This window comes from Nitrospirae bacterium YQR-1 (assembly GCA_039908095.1).
In the GTDB taxonomy this organism is placed as follows: Bacteria; Nitrospirota; Thermodesulfovibrionia; order Thermodesulfovibrionales; family Magnetobacteriaceae; genus Magnetomonas.
On record JAMOBJ010000001.1, the window covers coordinates 1 to 19,675 of the forward strand.

Here is a 19,675-nt window from a genome sequence, read left to right on the forward strand (position 1 = left end):
TCGACCCATACGCCGCTATAAGAGAGGGATAATAAGCAGGGATCCCAATTATCCTATTATCTCCTTTAATTTCAACAATAAATTTCTGCCCCTTCATATCCGACTCAACAAAGCCGATATCCACGCTTGAGGTGTTTATCATATCCACTATTTTTTTGGTGTTTCCGATTTTAAGATTAACCCGTGCCCTCGGGTTGATTTTCATAAAGTCGGCAATAATCTGCGGAATGAGGTAATTTCCTATTGTCAGGCTTGCCCCTACCCGAATGCTGCCCTTTGTCAGCCCTGTAATCTTACATATCTTCTTTTCTGCGTCCCCGTACAGGGATAAAATGTCTTTGGCATACCTGTAGAGAATCTCACCGGCAGGGGTCAGCGCTATGCTGTTTGTTGTCCGGTCAAAGAGTTTTGTGCCGTAATACTCCTCAATGACCTGTATCTGGGCGCTTACCGCCGGTTGAGTCAGATGGATTATCTCAGAGGCTTTTGAAAAACTCTTCAGCTCCGCTACCGTGCAAAAAACTCTTAACTTATAGTCTTCCATCGCTTCCCTGCACACCTCCTACGAATCTCTCTCCATGTAGGAGTATCCCGATGGTGAATCCTCCCGCCGATTTATACCAAGTAGCAGTCAAAAGAGTAACGAGGCGGCAAGGAGAAAGCGACACCTCCCCTTACAGGGGATTCCCCTTTGGGGAGACGTCAAGGAGCTTTCGACGAAGCCAACAAAGTTAATCGAATGAATGCAACTTGGTATTAGCACCTCTTGAGGCCGCCTCCCTTATGCCGGTAAACCACTCTTTTCCGCTATCAGTTTCCCTACATTATGGGCAGCCTCAAGGTGCAAATCCTCTGTCTCTCTACCGCCTACTACACCTATTATTACCACAAATTATATCTTAAATATCATAGTAGAGGAAAAACTCGTATGGGTGAGGGCGCAGTCTCATTGCGTCCACCTCGTTGGTTCTCTTATATGATATCCACGTTTTAAGGGAATCCTCGGTAAAGACGTCTCCCTTTAACAGAAAGTCATGGCCGGCCTCAAGATTATTCAAAGCCTCATCAAGGCTACCCGGCATCTGGGGCACTGAGGCCAGCTCCTCCGGCTCAAGATCATACAGGTCCTTATCAAGAGCCTCACCCGGGTCTATTCTGTTTTGCACACCATCAAGGCCTGCCATCAACATGGCGGCAAAGGCAAGGTACGGGTTACAGGATGGATCAGGATATCTGACCTCACATCTTTTAGCCTTTGGGCTCTGGGAGTACATGGGGATTCGGATTGAGGCCGAGCGGTTTCTTGCCGAATAGGCCAGATTTACCGGTGCTTCAAACCCCGGCACCAGTCTCTTATAGGAGTTGGTTGTAGGGTTGGTTATAGCGGCCAGTGCCCTTGAGTGCTTAAGAATTCCGCCAATGTAGTGCAGGGCCATCTCACTGAGACCCGCATAGCCGTCCCCTGCAAACAAAGCTTTACCGTCTTTCCACAGACTCTGATGAGTGTGCATACCGGAGCCGTTGTCACCAAAGAGCGGTTTAGGCATAAAGGTCACTGTCCTGCCGTTTTTAAAAGCTACGTTTTTAATTACATACTTAAACATCATCACAAAGTCCGCCATCTTTACAAGCGGGGAAAACTTCATGTCTATTTCACCCTGTCCCGCTGTTGCCACCTCATGGTGCTGTGCCTCTATCTCTATGCCGCACGCCTGAAGCACCATACACATCTCAGAGCGAAGGTCCTCAAATACATCTGTTGGTGATACCGGAAAGTATCCCTCTTTAAAACGGGGTTTGTAAGCAAGATTTGGTTTTTCGTCACGCCCTGAGTTCCATATCCCTTCGATGGAATCTATATGGTAGTAACCCTCGTGAGCTTTCTGGTCAAAGCGCACATCATCAAAAATGAAAAACTCCGCCTCAGGGCCGAAATATGCAGTATCGGCAATCCCTGTTGACTTCAGATAGTTTACCGCCTTCATTGCAATGTAGCGAGGGTCACGGCTGTAGGATTCCTTTGTTATCGGATCCAGAATATTGCATATAAGGTTTAACGTGGTGTGCAGCCTGAAAGGATCAATAAAAGCCGATGTCGGGTCAGGAAGTAACAACATATCGGAAGCATTGATGGCCTGCCAACCCCTTATGGATGATCCGTCAAAACCAAAGCCCTCCTCAAAGGACTCCTCCTTCAATTGACCTATCGGCACTGATAGGTTCTGCCACACTCCGGGAAAATCAACAAACAGTAAATTCACCATTACAACATTTCTTCTCTTGGCTAGCTCAAGTACCTCTTTTGGCGTCATTTGTTTTCTAAACCTCCATTTCTTAAGTTTTTTCTTAGAGAGCTATGTCTCCTCTCTCTCCTGTCCTTATTCTTACAGCATCTTCAACACTGTAGATGAAAATTTTGCCGTCGCCGATTTTACCGGTTTTAGCAGCCTTCTCTATGGCCTCAATCACCTTCTCAACCAAATCATCCGGCACTACCACCTCGATTTTCACCTTGGGGATAAAATCTATAACATACTCCGTACCCCTGTAAACCTCCGTATGCCCCTTCTGTCTTCCAAAACCTTTAACCTCCGTCACCGTCATGCCCGCCACACCCAAAACATGCAAGGCATCCTTGACATCATCAAGTTTAAAGGGTTTAATTATTGCGTCTATTTTTTTCAAGTAAAACCCTCCTTTCCCGGGTATTTATGTTATGTTCCAAAAAATTCACCATAAAAATCCATAGCACGCTTTAAATACGAATCAAAAATCTCATCGGTTTGTTTCCTTAACTCCCCGAGGTCAACGTTCTCTGTGCTCATCCACTCCATAACCATTTGCTTGTTGACTTCCATGTGAAACTGAAAAGCATACACTGTGTTTTTGTACTTAAACGCCTGGTTAGGGTAGAGCTCCGAGGAAGCAAGTCTCAGCCCTCCCTCGGGAATATCAAAAGTTTCACCGTGCCAGTGGAATACTTTTAGTGTTGATGTCTCCGGCACTATGAGTTTTGAAAAAGCGCTGTCGTCAATACCTGCGGCTGTTGCTTTAATGTTATACCAGCCTATTTCTGGAGCCGGCCCCCTATAGACCCTCTGCCTTAAAACTCCGGCTATCATCTGAGCGCCCAGGCAAATCCCCAGAACCCTTTTCCCTTTATCTATGAACTCCCTTACCAGTGCCTCTTCCAGTTTTAAAAAAGGGTACTTCTCCGTGTCGTTAACACTCATAGGGCCCCCAAGTATTACAAGGGAATCAAACCCCTCCGTCTCTGGAATTTTCTCTTGTTTCAGATAAACTATTTTATAGGCGATGGAATTACTGTTAAGGTAATCCACAATAGTGCCGGGGCCCTCGTTAGCTATGTTTTTCACTATCAGGACTGACACCGCATAACCTCCATTGTGGCCATAGTTTGCACAAAATCACAGTATTCTAACAAATGAACGTTTAAAAATACATAGCTATTTATTATTTTGCTATAATAATAAATAACAAGCAATAAAAATAAATTTTTAAGGAATGTATATGAACAAACTTTTAGCCTCCGCCATATTTTTTCTTTCCGGCTTTATGCTTGCCATATATCCACACTTTCTGCTTCCACTTAGAAACTTTGTAAGTACCGCCAAAGCTAATGTCCTAAATATCTGCTTTATCCACTATCACCCTGAGTTATATCTTGGTATCGGCGCTATGGCTGCCGCTATTTTATCATTTAAATACAAAAAAATTCACTTTATTTCAATTTTAATCTCCGCCGCTGCACTAATCCATGCTCTTACCCTAAACCCTGTAAGCTACTACTTGTCTGAAAAGGAAATTTTAGTGGCAGCCAATACCGTATCCATAAGGGCACATTCCGGTATTAAGTATATGATCTTAACCATTGCCGCCGTTATGCTTTTAACTTCACTCTGTGCTTTATTAAAAAAACAAAAAAAACTGTCCCCAAAAATCAGTATCTTTCTCTATGCACAGGCTAATCTTAAAATGTGCGGATTTCGCAGCAGCGCTCTCATTGCTGCTGTCTCAGTGGTTACGATAGTGACGCTGGTATCATTTTCTGTGTTTGAGACGGTTAAAAAAACTCTCACACTGTCCGCTTCCAGGCTAAAGGCTGATGTTGTGGTTGTGCCTCAGGGGAAAGAAACCGAGGCCTTTAATCTTATCACAAGGGGAGAGCCCTCGCTGTTTTATTTTGATGAGGGCGTGTATGAGAAACTCCTTAAGGTGCAGGGCATAGGCGAGGTATCCCCGCAGTTATACCTGCAGCCTTTTTCTTACGAGATTGAATCTGAAATTGAGAAAGTGCTGATAGTGGCCATTGACCCTGAACATGATTTCATAGTGGGGCCATGGATTGAGTACTCAATCGGGCAGGCAGCCGGACTGAGCGTTGGTTATAAAGTGAAGTATTATCCCGGACAGGAGATTAAATTATTTGGCAAGAAGCGAAAAATTACCGCAGCCCTGACTCCCACAACAGTCGGTTATCTCGATTATGCCGTTTTTATTGCCGTCAATGAGGCTAAGGAGTTTATAACGGAATACAAAAAAATGCCTGCCCCAAAGGTTCCCAAAAAGCCGCTGCCCGGTATGGATTTTATGGATACTAATCAAAACGACACCCCCGACCTCTCTCTGTTGAACCCCGATACGTTCTCAGCCGTTTTCATAAAAGCTGACAAGGGAATGTCGGTTAAAGCGCTGACACACAATATATATGAAACGGTCAAAGGCGTATCGGTAATAGACCTAAACGTAACATCTAAAGAGGAGAAAAAACTCCTGATGTCCAAAGCCAAGCCGCTTATTATTCCGGCAATAACGGTTATACTGTTTAGTGCTGCGATATTATTTACAGCTTTTTCATTAATTGTAAATGAGAGACGGCGGGAAATCGGCATGATTCGAGCGCTGGGAGCAAAACGCTCCGGGGTTTTCTACGGAATAATCATTGAATCGCTGTTAATCTCTTCAATCGGCTGGTTTTTAGGTATCATCTTTGGTAACGCTATATTTTTTGCGGTAAAAAATACGATAATGAGCAGCCTCGACCTGCTCTACATCCGGCCCTCACTTGCCTCGATAATTTCTGTTTTAGCGCTGACTTTTACCGTAAATATTGCAACCACCCTATTTGCCGTTATAACCCCGGCCATCAGCGCATCAAGAATCGACCCATACGCCGCTATAAGAGAGGGATAATAAGCAGGGATCCCAATTATCCTATTATCTCCTTTAATTTCAACATCGTTACTCGTTTTTCTTACCTCTATGCCGGATTTCGAATATTGACAAAACCATGACTTTGGCGCAATAATACACCATGACTGCAGGGACCATTGAAAGAGATTTAGAATTAACGGAAATTATTAACGGAGAGGAAATCATGGGGCCTAGTCCTTTTATGAGACATCAATATATTGTTCTTAATTTAACAGATATCATACATAATTACGTTAAAAAGAAAAACCTCGGCAGATTATATATAGCTCCCCTTGACGTAATATTTGAGGAAGGAGTAAACAGGCTCCAACCCGATATCCTCTTTATAAAGAAAGAAAATTCACATATTGGACAGGACTGGGTTCGAGGTGTACCGGATATGGTCTGTGAGGTAATATCTTCAGGCAGTTATGAGATGGATACAGCAGTTAAGAAGGCTATATATGAGAAATACAAGGTGCCGGAGTACTGGATAGTTATGCCTGAGCCACAAACCATTGAGATATTAACCATCGCAGGTGATAAGTATAAACTACATTCCTTTGCAGCACTTGAGGGCATTGTTACATCTAAAGTCATAGAAGGGCTTTCAGTTAACATTTCTGATGTATTTGAATAATCACCCCCAATTAGAAGTGGAATTAGACGATTGAATGGCAGCTGGGTATAACAATCAAAGCGGCTCAATCTCAATAATAGTGACCTCAGGCGGGGCTAAAAGCCGTATGGGAGGCCCCCAGGTGCCTGCCCCGCGATTTACATATATGGATGAGCCGTTATGAAGCTCACTGAAACCGGTGTTGATTTTAAATATCAATTGTGGAAAAATGTTATATGGAAAAATCTGTCCCTTATGAGTGTGTCCCGAGAGCTGAAGATCGAACAGACCGGTTGCCGCCTGATTTATTAAAGGCTTGTGTTTAAGTAAAATATTGTATTTAGCCTTAGGCAGTGACAAAAGCAGCTCTGTTTCCGATTTTGTTAAAGAGATATTAAATCTGCTTATTTCGTTGTCATCTACTCCGGCAATACTAATAAAACCGGAAGTTACCGCCTCATTTCTCAATACTCTAAAACCGGATTTTTCAGTAAACTCCAGTGCTTCATCAAGCCCTGCATACAGTTCATGATTTCCAATTACTGCAAATTTGCCGGAGGGCGGTTTAAGCGCCTTAAAAAGCTCTGACAGGCCATCCAGATGATCCAGCTGTCCGTCAACCAAATCTCCTGTTGATACTATTATATCGGGATTTTCTCTTTTAAGGATTAAGGTTATTGGTTTTAGCCTGCTTTCACGGACAAGAAGACCTGTGTGAACATCTGATATCTGGGCAATTTTTATTTTTACAGCTCCTTTGGGAAGCTTTGGAGTTTTTATTGTAACCCGCTCTGTTCTTATCATACGGGCATCTATGAAGGCATAGACATAGGCTGAAAGTGTAATGATTAGAGAAATAAAAAAAAACGTCCGTTCTGTAAAATTCATGGCTGAAAATTTTGAAATAAAACCTGAGCTGCATATTGTTTTTGTGATTTGCAAAAGCACCGAAACAGGAATAAAAATAACTATCAGTCCCATCCACGTATAACCGGTGTACGCACTTAATGCCGCAGCATTTGTATAGCCATACTTTTCTAAGACTCTTATGACTATTGGGCCGGCCACCATTAATACCATAAAAAAAACTATGAAAAGTCTCAGAAAGAGCGGCATGGTTAGCGCAGCAGTTATCCGGCTGTAAACATAGATGTGCATGGAGCCATAAACCACCACAAAAATGATTATAAACAACTTCAATGCTGCGTTAATCCTGACTTGCTGATTTTTATCATATTATTTAAAATAATAACATCTTACTCTATAACATGGAAACAAAATAAAACAGCGAAAAGGGAGCAGCTGATCTGATGTTTAAAATACAGAGAATAAAAATTGAAAAAAAAACAGTGGAAAAAATGATAACCCTCTACTGCAGGAAAAACCACAACGGCACAAAAGAGTCATTGTGTCCCGATTGCCTGAGCCTGCACGATTATTCCCAAGCCCGCCTTGATAAATGTAAATTTCAGGATGACAAACCCAACTGCAAGGACTGCACCATACACTGCTATAAGCCCGATATGAGAGAAAAAATCAGAGCGGTTATGCGTTTTTCCGGTCCGAGAATGATTTTCAGAAATCCTATCCTATCCTTTTTACATGCAATTGACGGTATAGGCAGAAAAAAACAGAAATCCTGAGAACAGCCGGGTAGCGGTTAATACCGGGTTGCAGTCAAAACTTTTGTTATATTCAAAATTGCGGGAAATGTTATAATCACAAATAAAAGCAGTGGATAAAGAGAAAAACATAAGATTTGCCCTGATAGGCTGCGGCGCAATAGCCGATAAACATGTTACCGCCATAGGGCGGCTTGATAACGCCTCCCTCTGTGGCGCATATGATATTGACCCCAAAGCCGCCGAGGCTTTTACCGTCAAACACGGCATTAGAGCATACACCGATGTCGAAAAACTGATAGCAGAGGCCGGCCCTCACGTTTTAAACATACTTACCCCTTCAGGACTCCACGGAGAGAACATTCTGGAGCTGATGAGATTTAACCGCCACTTTGTTGTTGAAAAACCATTTGCCCTCAGTCTCCTTCAGATTGACAAAATACTTGAGGAATGCGACAGAAGACGGATTAAAATATTTATAGTCAAACAAAACCGCTTTAACCCGCCCATTGTAAAACTCAAACAAGCGCTGGATAAGGGCAGGTTTGGTAAACTCGTGCTGGCCTCTGTACGTGTGCGCTGGAGGCGTGACGATACATACTATAAGGCAAAATCGTGGCGCGGCAGCTGGGCCTATGACGGAGGTGTGCTTACAAATCAGGCAAGCCACCACATTGATATGCTGATTTGGCTTATGGGGCCGGTTGAGAGCGTCATGGCAAAAACCGCAACAGCCCTTGTGGATATTGAGGCCGAGGATACAGGAGTTGCCATCCTGAAGTTTAAAAACGGTGCGCTTGGTATAATAGAGGCAACAACGGCAACAAGGCCGAAAGACCTTGAGGGCTCAGTGAGCGTACTGGGACAGAGGGGCACGGTAGTGGTCGGTGGATTTTTTATGAATGAACTGAAAACGTGGGAATTTCAGGAGCCGGATGAGGAAATGGATGCCGATATCTGGGAAAATTATTCAACAGTGCCTAAGGAAAGTGCATGGAACCACACGGAGTTTTTTAAAGACGTGCTGCATAGCCTCACTCATGACAAGCAGGGGCTTATCGGAGGCATCGAGGGACGTAAATCAGTGGAGCTGATACATGCAATGTATGAGTCCGTTGAGACCCAAAAAGAGGTGTTTTTATTATTTACTCCAAAGAAGTGCCGTCTTGGTATCACAAAATGATTAGTAAAACAGCGATAATATATCCTAACGTGGTTTTAGGGCAAAACTGCACGGTTGAGGACTTTGCCGTAATAGGGGTGATACCTCAGGGCTACAGCGGTGAACCGCTTGAGACTATAATCGGGGATAACGCCGTTATTCGCTCTCATACCGTAATTTATGCCGGAAACACTATAGGCGACAACTTTCACACCGGTAATAAGGCAAACATCCGGGAGTCTAACCTGATTGGCCACAATGTCAGCATCGGCACTCTTACCGTGGTTGAGCACCACGTAGCAATTGGAAGCGGTGTGCGAATTCACTCGCAGGCCTTCATCCCTGAGTACTCTGTGCTTGAAAACAATGTGTGGATTGGTCCTAATGTGGTGTTAACCAACTCAAAGTACCCTAACTCACCGTCGGCCAAAGAGTCCCTGCAGAGGGTATGTGTGAGAGAGGGAGCCGTCTTAGGGGCAAATGTAACTGTGCTTCCCGGTGTTGTAATAGGGCTGAAAGCTCTTGTCGGAGCAGGCTCCGTTATAGTAAAAGAAGTGCCGGACGGTGCGGTAGTCATGGGTAATCCGGCTAAGGTGCTTAAAAATATTGATGAGCTTCCATATCAGGTTTAGTTAATTTCAATAAAGGCCTACGATTGATACGAATATAGAGTTATTTGACAAAACGGTTGTTTTGGTGCTATATTGGGCTATGCTTGCGGCAACCATAGAGAGAGATTTTGACTTAACTGAAATCATCAACGGAGAGGAAATCATGGGGCCTAGTCCTTTTATGAGACATCAGAGGATTGTCGGCATACTGCATGACATTATACGCCGGCATATCAAGTTATCGAATTTGGGAGATGTGTATCTGTCTCCACTTGATGTAATATTTGAGGAAGGGGTTAACAGGCTCCAACCGGATTTATTATTTATAAAGAAGGAAAATTCAAAAATTGGGCAGGATTGGGTACGAGGCGTGCCGGATATGGTTTGTGAAATAATATCACCATGCAGTTATGAAAGAGACACGCAGGTTAAGAAGGCAATCTATGAGAAATACAGGGTGCCGGAGTATTGGATTGTTATGCCGGAGGTGCAAACGATAGAGATATTAACCATTGACGGTGATAAGTATAAATTATATTCAGTAGCGGCATTTGAGGGTACTGTTATATCTAAAGCCATTGAAGGGCTTGTAGTTAACGTTAATGACATATTTGAATAACATGCAGATTCATGGTGTCAGCACCTGACTGGGATATGCACTCGATAATAAGGTAAGTGCTCTCTATGGGCTTGGAATGAGCTATACTGACATTTTTCTCTCACCTCTCCCCAGAGTTATTCCATAATTAACCAAACAAATAGTATAATACCTCAAATCAAAGCAAGAAGCTCGATAACAGGAGGTAGAGGACTATGTGGCAGTGTCAAGCGGCAACGTGTGGCTATATATACAACCCGGAAAAGGGTGACAAGAAAGGGAAGATACCACCCTTAACAAAATTTGAGGATTTACCGGATGACTGGAAATGCCCACTGTGCGGGGTAAATAAAAAATTCTTTAAGCACGTAGAGGATTGAAAAATATGAAATATATAACCCTCTGTGATGGATCAGGTTTGAACGCCTATTGCAGGTAAATAATCATACCAAGTAGCAGTCAAAAGAGTAACGAGGCGGCAAGGAGAAAGCGACAAAGGCGTACTATGCTCGTACGTCAAGGAGCTTTCGACAAAGCCAACAAAGTTAATCGAATGAATGCAACTTGGTATCAATACTTATTGACCCAAGCATTATATCTAAACAATGAAAAATAAACTGAAATGGCAGCTTGTTTTGGAGATTTCCTTAATTTTGCTTTCTCTGGGGATTTATCTGATACAGATTTTAATTTTTCATGATGCAAAAAACACATTATTTTATTTTATGCAGGATGTCGCATTTCTTCCTATACAGGTGCTTTTAGTAACTCTTGTGATAAACAAGTTGCTTGCTTACAGAGAAAAAGTCAATATGCTCCAGAAGCTGAACATGGTGATAGGATCTTTTTTTACAGAGGTTGGAGTTAGTTTATTAAAGTATTTTGAACGCTTTGATTCTAATGTGGAAAGCATCAGGAAAGAACTGATGTTTGACACAAACTCAGGTCAAGATGAATTTAATAGATCCCTCAATAAAGTAGGCAAATACATAAGCCATATCGATTGTCATACCGATGGACTTGTCAGATTGAAAGAATTCCTTATAGGGAAACGAAACTTTATGCTGGGTCTTCTTCAAAACCCTAATCTCTTAGAACACGAAGCGTTTACAGAACTACTTTGGGCAGTTTTTCATTTAACCGAGGAACTATCACTTAGACCGGATGTTACAAAACTTACAAACTCAGATTACGAGCACTTAAATGTCGACATCCAAAGGGCTTATTCTATTTTAATCACCCAATGGCTTAATTACCTAAACCACCTGAAGGAGGACTATCCGTATCTGTATTCTTTTGCCGTAAGAACCAATCCTTTTCGTCATAGATGACCTATAGTTGTATGGGTTTTTCTCACAAACTTGAAATATAAAACAAACCCCATTAAAAACGGTTCAAACCGCAGAAGCAGATAATCTGTGAAATGATATAAAACCACGTGCACATTCATTTCTATAACACCTACGTCATGAAGGCTTTTATCATAAATCACACGTGTTAAGGCAAGTGTTTCTAAACTGTACAGATATAAAAGATGAACGCTCAGTAGTATAATTAATGTATAGAGCAATGCCTGTCTCCTTCTATAAATCCACGGGATGAACACTGTTGCTATTGCTAAAGTTAACGGCGTGTTGTAGGTGTATCGTGAGGTAGAAATACTTAGATTACACTCCTCTTTAAATTTCTTCAGTATCAGTTTAATTTTTACAGTATCACCACTTTGCATTAAGATTTCAAAAGAGGCATCTTTTGTTACACAAGCCAATGGTGAAGCCGCATAAATCAAAGCAACAGCATAATAGTTCTTAACCTGGATCCAAATGATAAAAAACACCATATAGGCAACAATAAAAATAACTACAGCCTTTATTGTTTTGTTAGGAATTTTTCTTCTCCACAAAGAGTACATCTTCTGATATAGATAATAAACAGTGCAAGTGATACTGCAATCATGATACTTTGTGCAAAATACACATGGAAGTAATCAAAGTATTCCTTGTAACGGATAGCAACAAAAATAATTCCCAATAGCCTGAAGATATTTAATATTTGAATTACTACAAAACCAACGGCAATTCCTTTAATTTTATAAACCCAGGTTGATGGAAATGACAGTATTGCAAATACATACATTATTGTCGCTTCCAACCCATTGCAGCCAAACTTTACGTTTAGTGAAATATTTGAAAGATTTATAACAGTTCCCCTCTCTACCGGATAATACGTTGTATGAATTCCAAATAGTTTGACAACATTAGAGAGTAGAACAACAATAGCCTTTGAATATACTCCGTTTATATCCAAGTAGTTCTCAAAGTAGTTTAATTGTACCAGATTGAAAAAGACAAACATCAGAACTATATAGAGTACAACAAACCGCCACAGGGTTATCTGCTTTTTTTGATTTTTTACCATTATTTATAACTGTTTTTCATGGTTTAAAGACATACAGTGCAGCATGTTCAAATCTGTTTATTGTATAAGCACTATGGAAGGTAAAGTCAAGCTTACGAAAAAAGATAATTTAGCTATATAAAATATAATCTCCTTTGTTGTAAATTATACTGTGCTATGATAAATTACGATATTACCGGAAACAATAAAAGGGGGAAGTTATGTTAAGTTCAGAGACAGGTTTAAAATCATTAATAGTTCTCATGTTTTGTTTGTTGGCTGCTGTAGATGCTTTTGCAGGCTTAGCGCCAACCACTACGACGGCAGCAGCAACAACCGTACCTGTAATGACAAATTCCGGTCAATTGGTATTTGCAGTTATCTCCGGTATCGGTGGAGTATATTTTATTATTAAAGCCGGAATAAAGAAATAGTTTTTAAGGTTTTCTTAGAAAGTTTTATTCATTTGTAATAGAAAGGATTTTTTATTATGTACAGATGCTGACAAACAAATATATCTTAACTGATTGTCTCATTTTAGGGATTCATTATATCTTTTATGAAAAACATCGCAAGGTATTTACGGCTGATATTACAGAGCCCGCTTGAGGAGTTTAAGAGACGGCTAAAAAGACGGCTTAATTATTTACTATTCAGAATAAGAGATACTTTTCTGCCTGCTTCAACAGGCGGAAAAATCGAAATCACCCAAAGGTTTATTACTATAAAACCCGATAGACCATATACTAATAATAAGCAGATAAACCTTACCTTAAACCATAAATTTAATATTCTGGGCTCCGGCTGGATAGAGGTTAAGCATGGCATAGAGTGTAAAGGGCTTCACGGCTATCGCTATAACTCCGGTAAAGCAGTAAAGGCGGACGGAAACGGCATGTGGTTATTAAATCGTGTAACCCTTCCCAACTTTTTCAGATCAAAGAACCTCTGGATGCTTATCGGGGGTGGCTACAGCCCGATAGACTGGCAGCTGGATTTTAAATCGGGCCACAGATGGAAGGAAAGCACCTGCTACGCTAAACAATCCTTTTTGAATAAGCCTGGGGTGGATATAAAAGTGCCGTGGGAACTGGCACGGCTCCAGCACCTGCCGCCGCTGGCACTTGCCTGCTTCAAAAACGATACAGCACAACCGGGCCCGAAGCGTTTGGCCGCAGAGTTTCAAAATCAGGTGTTGGACTTTGCAGCAGCCAACCCCCCGCGCTTTGGTGTCCACTGGCTCAGCGGTATGGATGTGGGAATCAGGGCGGCCAATATGCTCTTAGCTTATGATATGTTCTCACTTTCCGGAATTTTATTTGGAGACGGTTTCAATAAGCACTTTGGCCGGTTAATATACGACCACGGAGGTTTTATCATAAACAATCTGCAATGGTCTCAGAGCCTCAGAGGTAACCACTATTTAGCTGAAATTACCGGTCTGTTGTTTGTTGCCGCTTACTTGCCTGCCTGTGAGGAGACTGACTGTTGGCTGGCCTTCGGCGTATCTGAGTTAATAAGTGAGATCGACTTTCAGTTTAACAATGACGGCACTCACTTTGAGGGCTCCACCGCTTACCACTGCCTGTGTACTGAGTTGGTGCTTTATGCAACAGCCCTTGTTATCGGACTTTGCAAAACAGAGCGTATTAATGTCTTTAAAAATTATAATTATAAACTCCACAAAGTATATCCCAGGCTTTTGCCGCCTCCAATAAGGCTCTATCCGTTAGGCACCACCGGCCTGTTGAGCCCCTTTTCTTCACAATACATTACAAAGCTCCGGAACATGGGTAACTTTATAACTGACATTCTAAAGCCCGGTGGAAAGGAGATTCCGCAAATCGGAGACAATGACAGCGGCAGATTGTTTAAGCTTACCACCTCATTTAAAACAATGAGTATGGATGAGGCGGCGAAAACATATAAAAACCTTGAGGGTTTTGAGGGCGGTGAAACATACCACGATGAGGACAGCCCTGACTACAGCGGTGTAGTTTCAGCCTTTAAGGGGCTTTTTGAGCCTGCAAATCCAGTGGATGCAACAGAGGCCTATATAATAGGAAATTACACAAACGGAGTCGTTATCCCTCCGGATGATTATTGTTCAAATGTAACCCTAAAAGAGTATGGCAAAGCTGATGATTTTCAAAATTTAATTAGTGAGTTTAATAACTCTGATACAGCCAAGAGGGACAAAATAACCATACCGGTTAAAGCGCCCGGTGTTTTGGATGGATTAACCCCGGCCGGTTATCCTGACTTTGGCCTGTATATTTTCAAAGCGCAGGGCTTATACATGGCAGTGCGCTGTGGAAAGATTGACGGCAGATATAACGGGGCACATGCACACAATGACCAGTTGTCGGTGGAGCTTAGTGTTGAGGGAGCGGAATATTTCACTGACCCGGGAAGTTATCTCTACAGCCCTGTGCCGGAGCTCAGGGACAAATACAGGTCGGTCTCATGTCACTTTGCACCACAGCTTGAAAACCACAGAGAGCCGGGGGAGTTAACTCACGGGCTTTTTGAGTTAAGAGACAAATGCAATTGTCAATGTATTTACTTTGGCGGCAGGGGTTTTGCCGGAGTACACTACGGCTTTGGAGCCGCCATATACAGAGTGGTCATACTGGAGGCCGGAAAGATTGAGATTTTGGATTATTATACAGGCACTGAATCAATCAGAAAGCTTTCTACGACAGAGGGCAGGGTTAATGCCGGTTATTCAAAGGGCTATGGGGTATTATTCCAATTCTAATTCATTTGTCTAACTTCGTTGACTTCGTCACAAGCTCCTCAACGTACAAAACAGTACGTCTGCGTCACTTGTTCCCAGCCGCCTGCGTTTACCTTTTGAATTAGAATTGGAATTATTCAGGTAGTCTGGAATTTTAATCAGAAATCGTAAAACTTAGCCATCTCATCAACGCTAAGCTGTCCCGGCGCTGTGGTTGTCTCTATCGTGGCAAACGTAAAAAGGCTGCCTATCAGAGGGAAAAATACACGGGACGCCATTCCCACACTACCCATGGATATACACACTATGGCGGCATCCCTGTGCCTCAGTGTAAAGCCGGCAAGCAGCCCGACATCTTCCATTGTGTTAGCCATGAGGGCTATTTTAGTTATATCAGCGCCGGCTTGTTTTGATTTTTCAAGAATATGTTCAAGCTCATCCTGTGGCGGCGTTTTTTTGAAATCATGAAAAGAGGCTATCAGTGGAATTTCCTTAGATTTGGCAATTTTCATAATATCACCAAAAATACGGGAGTTCAGCTCTATGTCTATGGCATCAGCACACTGCGCAGCCGCAGTTAATAAGTCAATTCGTTTGCCGTCATTGATTTCAACAGCACCACCCTCCTCAAACGCACGGCATGTGGCTATGACAGGAAGGTTAAATTTCATTTTTGTTTCATTGAATACGGCACTTACACAATTCATGGAAAAATCTGAAAACATATCGATTCTAAGCTCGACAACGGAGGCGGTTTTTATCTCCGATACGGTCTTAACGGTTATGTCCGTAAGAGGCACCACTATAACCGGAGCACCGCCCAGAGCAACATTTCCAATTTTTATCTGTTTCATTAAATTAAAGGGGGAGAGTCTTATACTCTCCCCTTGCCGGATTTAAGTAACTTTTCTCTCAATGGCCGTTAACAGGGAAATAATCTCCTGACTCATCGGCCCGATATGTGTAAATTGTGCTTCAGCTGAGGCTGTGTCGCCGGAATTTTTCATTCGCACTATATCCTTAACTAATGAATGAAGCTCCTCGTGAATTTTTTCAAGTTTTAGCATCTCAGGTATATCGCCGAAGGTGGAAATTCCTTTGGAATATAACCACTTACCAAGATCGCAGTCTTTATGTGAAACAGCCTGTGCTTCACTAAGACTTTCTTTACCGTCCAGAAAGTCTCTAAGCCTGCTCTTCCATGCAAGATGTTTACTTCTTGCGTTGGAAAAGTCAAACGTTATCTTTGCCTTATCGGAATGATTGTTATGATGAGTCAACTGTATGGCTCGGGCAGGCGCCTTTTTAACAGGTTTCATTTCATAGGCAATGTGGGATGGAGGCGTATGTTTTCTTACTGTTGCGCCGCCGGAATCTGCTGTAGTGATATGGCCTGTTTTAAAGTATGCGATAGCGTCATGTAATTGGCCGGCCTGTGAGGTCAGTTCCTCACTTGTTGAGGCCATCTGCTCTGCGGCTGCTGCGTTTTGCTGAATCACATGGTCAAGTTGTGCAATCGCCTTGTTTATCTGCTCGGCACCAATGTTTTGTTCATTGCTTGCAGCGCTTATCTCTTGAACCAATTCCGCCGTTTTTTGAATATCGGGTACCAACTGCTTAAGCATAGCGCCTGCTTTCTCAGATACCGTGACCGTTGTGGTTGACAGTGTGCTGATCTCCCCTGCGGCTTTTTGGCTTCTCTCCGCCAGTTTTCTTACCTCAGAGGCTACCACTGCAAATCCCTTACCATGCTCACCGGCACGGGCCGCCTCTATGGCTGCGTTAAGCGCTAAAAGGTTGGTCTGACGTGCTATTTCCTCTATTATAGATATCTTACTTGCTATTTCTTTCATTGCCTTTACTGCCTCATTCACGGCTTTTCCGCTCTCCAGCGCATCTTGAGAGGCCTTAATCGACATCCGGTCGGTCTGCTGGGCGTTATCGGCATTTTGCCTGATATTGGACGCCATCTGCTCCATTGATGATGATACCTCCTCAACCGCCGCCGCCTGCTCTGTTGCCCCCTGCGAAACAGATTGTGATGCGCTGCTTAACTCCCCGCTGCCCGCCGATACATTTTCCGAGGATGCCCGAACCTCTCCTATTACTCCCTTGAGCTTATCCACCATCGTTTCCATCGCTGACAACAGGTGTCCAGTCTCGTCCCTGCCTGTAACATCTATGCTTACTGTAAGATCACCGTCTGCCAAACTGTTGGCTACATACACCGCCTTATTTATCGGTTTTACAACACTGCTTATTATCCACCACGCAAATACCAGTGATAATAACAAACTTATTATAACAGCGGCTATTGACATAGTCCGTGCATTTGCATATGTTTTCTCATTTTGAACTTCCAGTTCTTTGCCCACACGGTTTTGAAGATTTGTTAAATCATCAACACCGGCTTTAGCCTGATTATAAAGAGGTAACACAGTCTTTACAATGAACAGGTTAGCCTCGTTGAATTTCCCTTCCTTAAGAAATGTCGCACATGGCTTTAACCCGTCAGTTACAAATTTTGTCCTGAGCTCTAAAAACTTCTTTGCCAGTTCACTCTCCTCCGGTGTCAGGGTTGTAGCCATATACTCTTTCCACAGCTTGCCGATATCCTCAACGTTTGAATCAACCTTATCTGTGTGCTTTGTTATAGGGTGGTCGGCGTTATGAACCTTGCTTACCTCTATGATTGGATCATGAAAAGAGGCAAGCAGCAACTGTTGTACGTTTTCACGCATTTTGTCGTTAATTGTTGACAACTGCTGAAGAGGCACCATCCTGTCAGCGTAAAGACTGTCGAAATTAGCATTTATGCTCTTTGAAGCCATTATGCCCAACACACTAAGAGCAATGATTATTACGGACATGAAGCCCACCAGTAAATATAGCCTTGTGCCGATTTTCAAATTTTTAAACATTTCTCTCCTCCATGTAATATTTATACCTTTGTAAACATTCACACCTGCGTAGTCAACGCATGTCTAAATCAGAGACGGACAAATCTCCACTATTGCACCTCCATTTGACGATATTGTATATGTTATAGATAATATTTTTCAAGTGCAGTTCAGATTTCCAAAACTTGACAGAAGCATAAACTAAAATGTAGCATATACCCTGATGTTAATGTATAAAGAGCTACCTTGTTGTGGTGGAGGCTGGTTTAATGAGTGAGAGTAAAGATGTAAATGTTGATATAATGCAGTTTCTGGGTTTTATCAAATCGTCATTTTATGCCACACTGGATAACATATATGAAATCCATGAATTAAGTGAAAAAGTGCTCATTGAAATGGCGGCATCGGGGAAGGCTATCCAAAATGAGGGAGAGAAAGTGATAAGAGAGTTTCTTGAAACCTCAAGAAAAAGCAGAGACGATTTCAGGCAGGTAATTGAAGAGGGTTTTAAGAAATTGGAGGAGACTCTGAAGCAGTAGTTACACTTAGCTTGTCAAGCACAAACTGTAGTAAGGAATCAGAGAAATGAGAGAAGGATATTTTGGTATTTATGGGGGCAGATATGTTCCGGAGACGTTGATTCCGGCCCTCAGTGAACTTGAGACAGCCTATAACGACTCAAAAGGTAACAGTGATTTCCAAAGCCAATTAAAGGAAATTCAGAGTAACTACATAGGGAGGCCGACTCCTCTGTATTATGCCCAAAGGCTTACTAAATATCTGGGCGGCGCTAAGATATATCTGAAACGTGAAGATTTGGCTCATACCGGCGCCCATAAAATAAATAATGCAGTCGGGCAAGCGCTCCTTGCCAAAAAAATGGGTAAAAGACGTCTCATTGCCGAAACCGGCGCCGGTCAGCACGGTGTTGCCACAGCAACGGGTGCAGCTTTTTTTGGACTTGACTGTGAAATATACATGGGCTCGGAGGACATGCAACGCCAATCACTTAATGTCTTTCGAATGCGCCTTCTGGGGGCTCAGGTCAGGGAGGTCTCTCTGGGCTCTAAAACCCTAAAAGATGCTATCAACGAGGCTCTCAGAGACTGGACTACAAACGTCAGAGATACTCACTATGTGCTGGGCACAGTCTTTGGCCCTCATCCTTTTCCTTCCATGGTACGAGACTTTCAGTCTGTAATCGGGCAGGAGGCGAAACAGCAGATACTTAAGGCCGAGGGGCGCCTTCCAGACTACCTGATAGCCTGTGTCGGCGGGGGAAGTAATGCTATGGGACTTTTCAATTCTTTTTTAACGGACAGAAAGAAAAAACACATAGAATTCATCGGTGTAGAGGCGGGAGGGCTGGGGATTGAGACCGGAAAACATGCGGCACGCTTTTCAGGCGGCTCTGTGGGGGTTTTTCAGGGCTGTAAGAGTTACCTGCTGCAGGATGATAACGGCAATGTCCTCAGCACTCATTCAGTCTCGGCAGGGCTGGACTATGCCTCCGTAGGCCCCGAACACGCCTATCTGCACGATACCGAGGCCGTGCAGTACTCATATGCCCTTGACTCCGAGGCTATGGAGGCCTTTGAAACTTTATCCAAAACCGAGGGAATTATCCCTGCCCTTGAATCGTCCCATGCTATTGCCGAGGCTGTAAAACTTGCTCCCACTTTGTCAAAGGATACCATTATTATAATTAACTTATCGGGCAGAGGCGACAAAGACGTTCAACAGGTTGCAAGAATTAAAGGGATTGAACTCAGATAGAAATCAGTATATATTTGTTGTGGCAATAAATTCTGT

21 protein-coding genes are annotated in these 19,675 nt (G+C 42.7%); 12 read left to right on the forward strand and 9 right to left on the reverse strand.

Annotated features, from left to right (window positions below; all coding sequences use genetic code 11):
- The 4 genes from H7844_00005 to H7844_00020 form a co-directional block, all read right to left on the reverse strand.
- Positions 1–544, reverse strand: a 544-nt coding sequence (locus H7844_00005; protein MEO5355668.1) for a LysR family transcriptional regulator, incomplete at its 3' end; no start/stop codon positions are given.
- Between the two features lie 355 nt (positions 545–899).
- Positions 900–2,312, reverse strand: a complete 1,413-nt coding sequence (gene glnA / locus H7844_00010) for a type I glutamate--ammonia ligase (protein MEO5355669.1) — start codon at positions 2,310–2,312, stop codon at positions 900–902.
- A gap of 34 nt (positions 2,313–2,346) precedes the next feature.
- Entirely contained in the window at positions 2,347–2,685 is a 339-nt protein-coding gene (locus H7844_00015; protein MEO5355670.1) for a P-II family nitrogen regulator, read from the reverse strand.
- Between the two features lie 29 nt (positions 2,686–2,714).
- Positions 2,715–3,392 carry a type 1 glutamine amidotransferase gene (locus tag H7844_00020; GenBank protein MEO5355671.1) on the reverse strand — a complete coding sequence of 226 codons (678 nt, stop codon included), beginning with the start codon at positions 3,390–3,392 and terminating at the stop codon, positions 2,715–2,717.
- A gap of 139 nt (positions 3,393–3,531) precedes the next feature.
- On the opposite strand from H7844_00020, the gene H7844_00025 reads away from it, so the two are divergent.
- Positions 3,532–5,214 carry an FtsX-like permease family protein gene (locus H7844_00025; protein ID MEO5355672.1) on the forward strand — a complete coding sequence of 561 codons (1,683 nt, stop codon included), beginning with the start codon at positions 3,532–3,534 and terminating at the stop codon, positions 5,212–5,214.
- Positions 5,215–5,335: 121 nt separating this feature from the next.
- A complete protein-coding gene (locus H7844_00030) occupies positions 5,336–5,854 on the forward strand; it encodes a Uma2 family endonuclease (GenBank protein ID MEO5355673.1) in 519 nt (172 codons plus the stop codon).
- Between the two features lie 54 nt (positions 5,855–5,908).
- On the opposite strand, the gene H7844_00035 is transcribed toward H7844_00030, so the two are convergent.
- On the reverse strand, positions 5,909–7,027 hold the full coding sequence (locus H7844_00035; protein MEO5355674.1) for a metallophosphoesterase: 1,119 nt from the start codon (positions 7,025–7,027) through the stop codon (positions 5,909–5,911).
- 116 nt (positions 7,028–7,143) lie between these two features.
- Between H7844_00035 and H7844_00040 the strand changes: the two genes are divergently transcribed.
- From H7844_00040 to H7844_00065, 6 genes are all read left to right on the forward strand, one after another.
- The gene (locus tag H7844_00040; protein ID MEO5355675.1) at positions 7,144–7,476 is read left to right on the forward strand and encodes a nitrous oxide-stimulated promoter family protein; all 333 of its coding nucleotides are present in this window, start codon (positions 7,144–7,146) and stop codon (positions 7,474–7,476) included.
- A 91-nt stretch (positions 7,477–7,567) separates the two neighbouring features.
- Positions 7,568–8,638 carry a Gfo/Idh/MocA family oxidoreductase gene (locus tag H7844_00045; GenBank protein ID MEO5355676.1) on the forward strand — a complete coding sequence of 357 codons (1,071 nt, stop codon included), beginning with the start codon at positions 7,568–7,570 and terminating at the stop codon, positions 8,636–8,638.
- Positions 8,635–9,249 (forward strand): transferase, encoded by a 615-nt coding sequence (locus H7844_00050; GenBank protein ID MEO5355677.1) that lies wholly within the window; start codon positions 8,635–8,637, stop codon positions 9,247–9,249. The genes H7844_00045 and H7844_00050 overlap by 4 nt, the downstream gene beginning before the upstream one ends.
- Before the next feature lie 79 nt (positions 9,250–9,328).
- Positions 9,329–9,847, forward strand: a complete 519-nt coding sequence (locus tag H7844_00055) for a Uma2 family endonuclease (protein MEO5355678.1) — start codon at positions 9,329–9,331, stop codon at positions 9,845–9,847.
- Between the two features lie 194 nt (positions 9,848–10,041).
- Entirely contained in the window at positions 10,042–10,206 is a 165-nt protein-coding gene (locus tag H7844_00060; GenBank protein ID MEO5355679.1) for a rubredoxin, read from the forward strand.
- A 225-nt stretch (positions 10,207–10,431) separates the two neighbouring features.
- Complete coding sequence (locus H7844_00065) at positions 10,432–11,157, forward strand: hypothetical protein (GenBank protein ID MEO5355680.1); 726 nt, start codon at positions 10,432–10,434, stop codon at positions 11,155–11,157.
- Here H7844_00065 and H7844_00070 read toward each other — a convergent pair.
- Both H7844_00070 and H7844_00075 read right to left on the reverse strand, forming a co-directional pair.
- Positions 11,148–11,729 carry a hypothetical protein gene (locus H7844_00070; protein MEO5355681.1) on the reverse strand — a complete coding sequence of 194 codons (582 nt, stop codon included), beginning with the start codon at positions 11,727–11,729 and terminating at the stop codon, positions 11,148–11,150. The genes H7844_00065 and H7844_00070 overlap by 10 nt on opposite strands.
- Entirely contained in the window at positions 11,696–12,181 is a 486-nt protein-coding gene (locus H7844_00075) for an archaeosortase/exosortase family protein (protein MEO5355682.1), read from the reverse strand. The genes H7844_00070 and H7844_00075 overlap by 34 nt, the downstream gene beginning before the upstream one ends.
- 263 nt (positions 12,182–12,444) lie before the next feature.
- On the opposite strand from H7844_00075, the gene H7844_00080 reads away from it, so the two are divergent.
- On the forward strand, positions 12,445–12,657 hold the full coding sequence (locus H7844_00080; GenBank protein ID MEO5355683.1) for a hypothetical protein: 213 nt from the start codon (positions 12,445–12,447) through the stop codon (positions 12,655–12,657).
- A 125-nt stretch (positions 12,658–12,782) separates the two neighbouring features.
- Positions 12,783–14,984 (forward strand): heparinase II/III family protein, encoded by a 2,202-nt coding sequence (locus H7844_00085; GenBank protein ID MEO5355684.1) that lies wholly within the window; start codon positions 12,783–12,785, stop codon positions 14,982–14,984.
- 137 nt (positions 14,985–15,121) lie between these two features.
- Here the strand turns inward: H7844_00085 and aroD are convergent, their stop codons facing one another.
- Positions 15,122–15,817: a type I 3-dehydroquinate dehydratase gene (gene aroD, locus H7844_00090; protein MEO5355685.1), complete on the reverse strand. Its 696-nt coding sequence runs from the start codon at positions 15,815–15,817 to the stop codon at positions 15,122–15,124.
- A gap of 42 nt (positions 15,818–15,859) precedes the next feature.
- The gene (locus H7844_00095) at positions 15,860–17,884 is read right to left on the reverse strand and encodes a methyl-accepting chemotaxis protein (protein ID MEO5355686.1); all 2,025 of its coding nucleotides are present in this window, start codon (positions 17,882–17,884) and stop codon (positions 15,860–15,862) included.
- 248 nt (positions 17,885–18,132) lie between these two features.
- On the opposite strand from H7844_00095, the gene H7844_00100 reads away from it, so the two are divergent.
- Together H7844_00100 and trpB are read left to right on the forward strand one after the other, a co-directional pair.
- Positions 18,133–18,402: a hypothetical protein gene (locus H7844_00100; protein MEO5355687.1), complete on the forward strand. Its 270-nt coding sequence runs from the start codon at positions 18,133–18,135 to the stop codon at positions 18,400–18,402.
- A gap of 46 nt (positions 18,403–18,448) precedes the next feature.
- Complete coding sequence (gene trpB / locus H7844_00105) at positions 18,449–19,639, forward strand: tryptophan synthase subunit beta (GenBank protein ID MEO5355688.1); 1,191 nt, start codon at positions 18,449–18,451, stop codon at positions 19,637–19,639.
- The last annotated feature ends 36 nt before the right edge of the window (positions 19,640–19,675 follow it).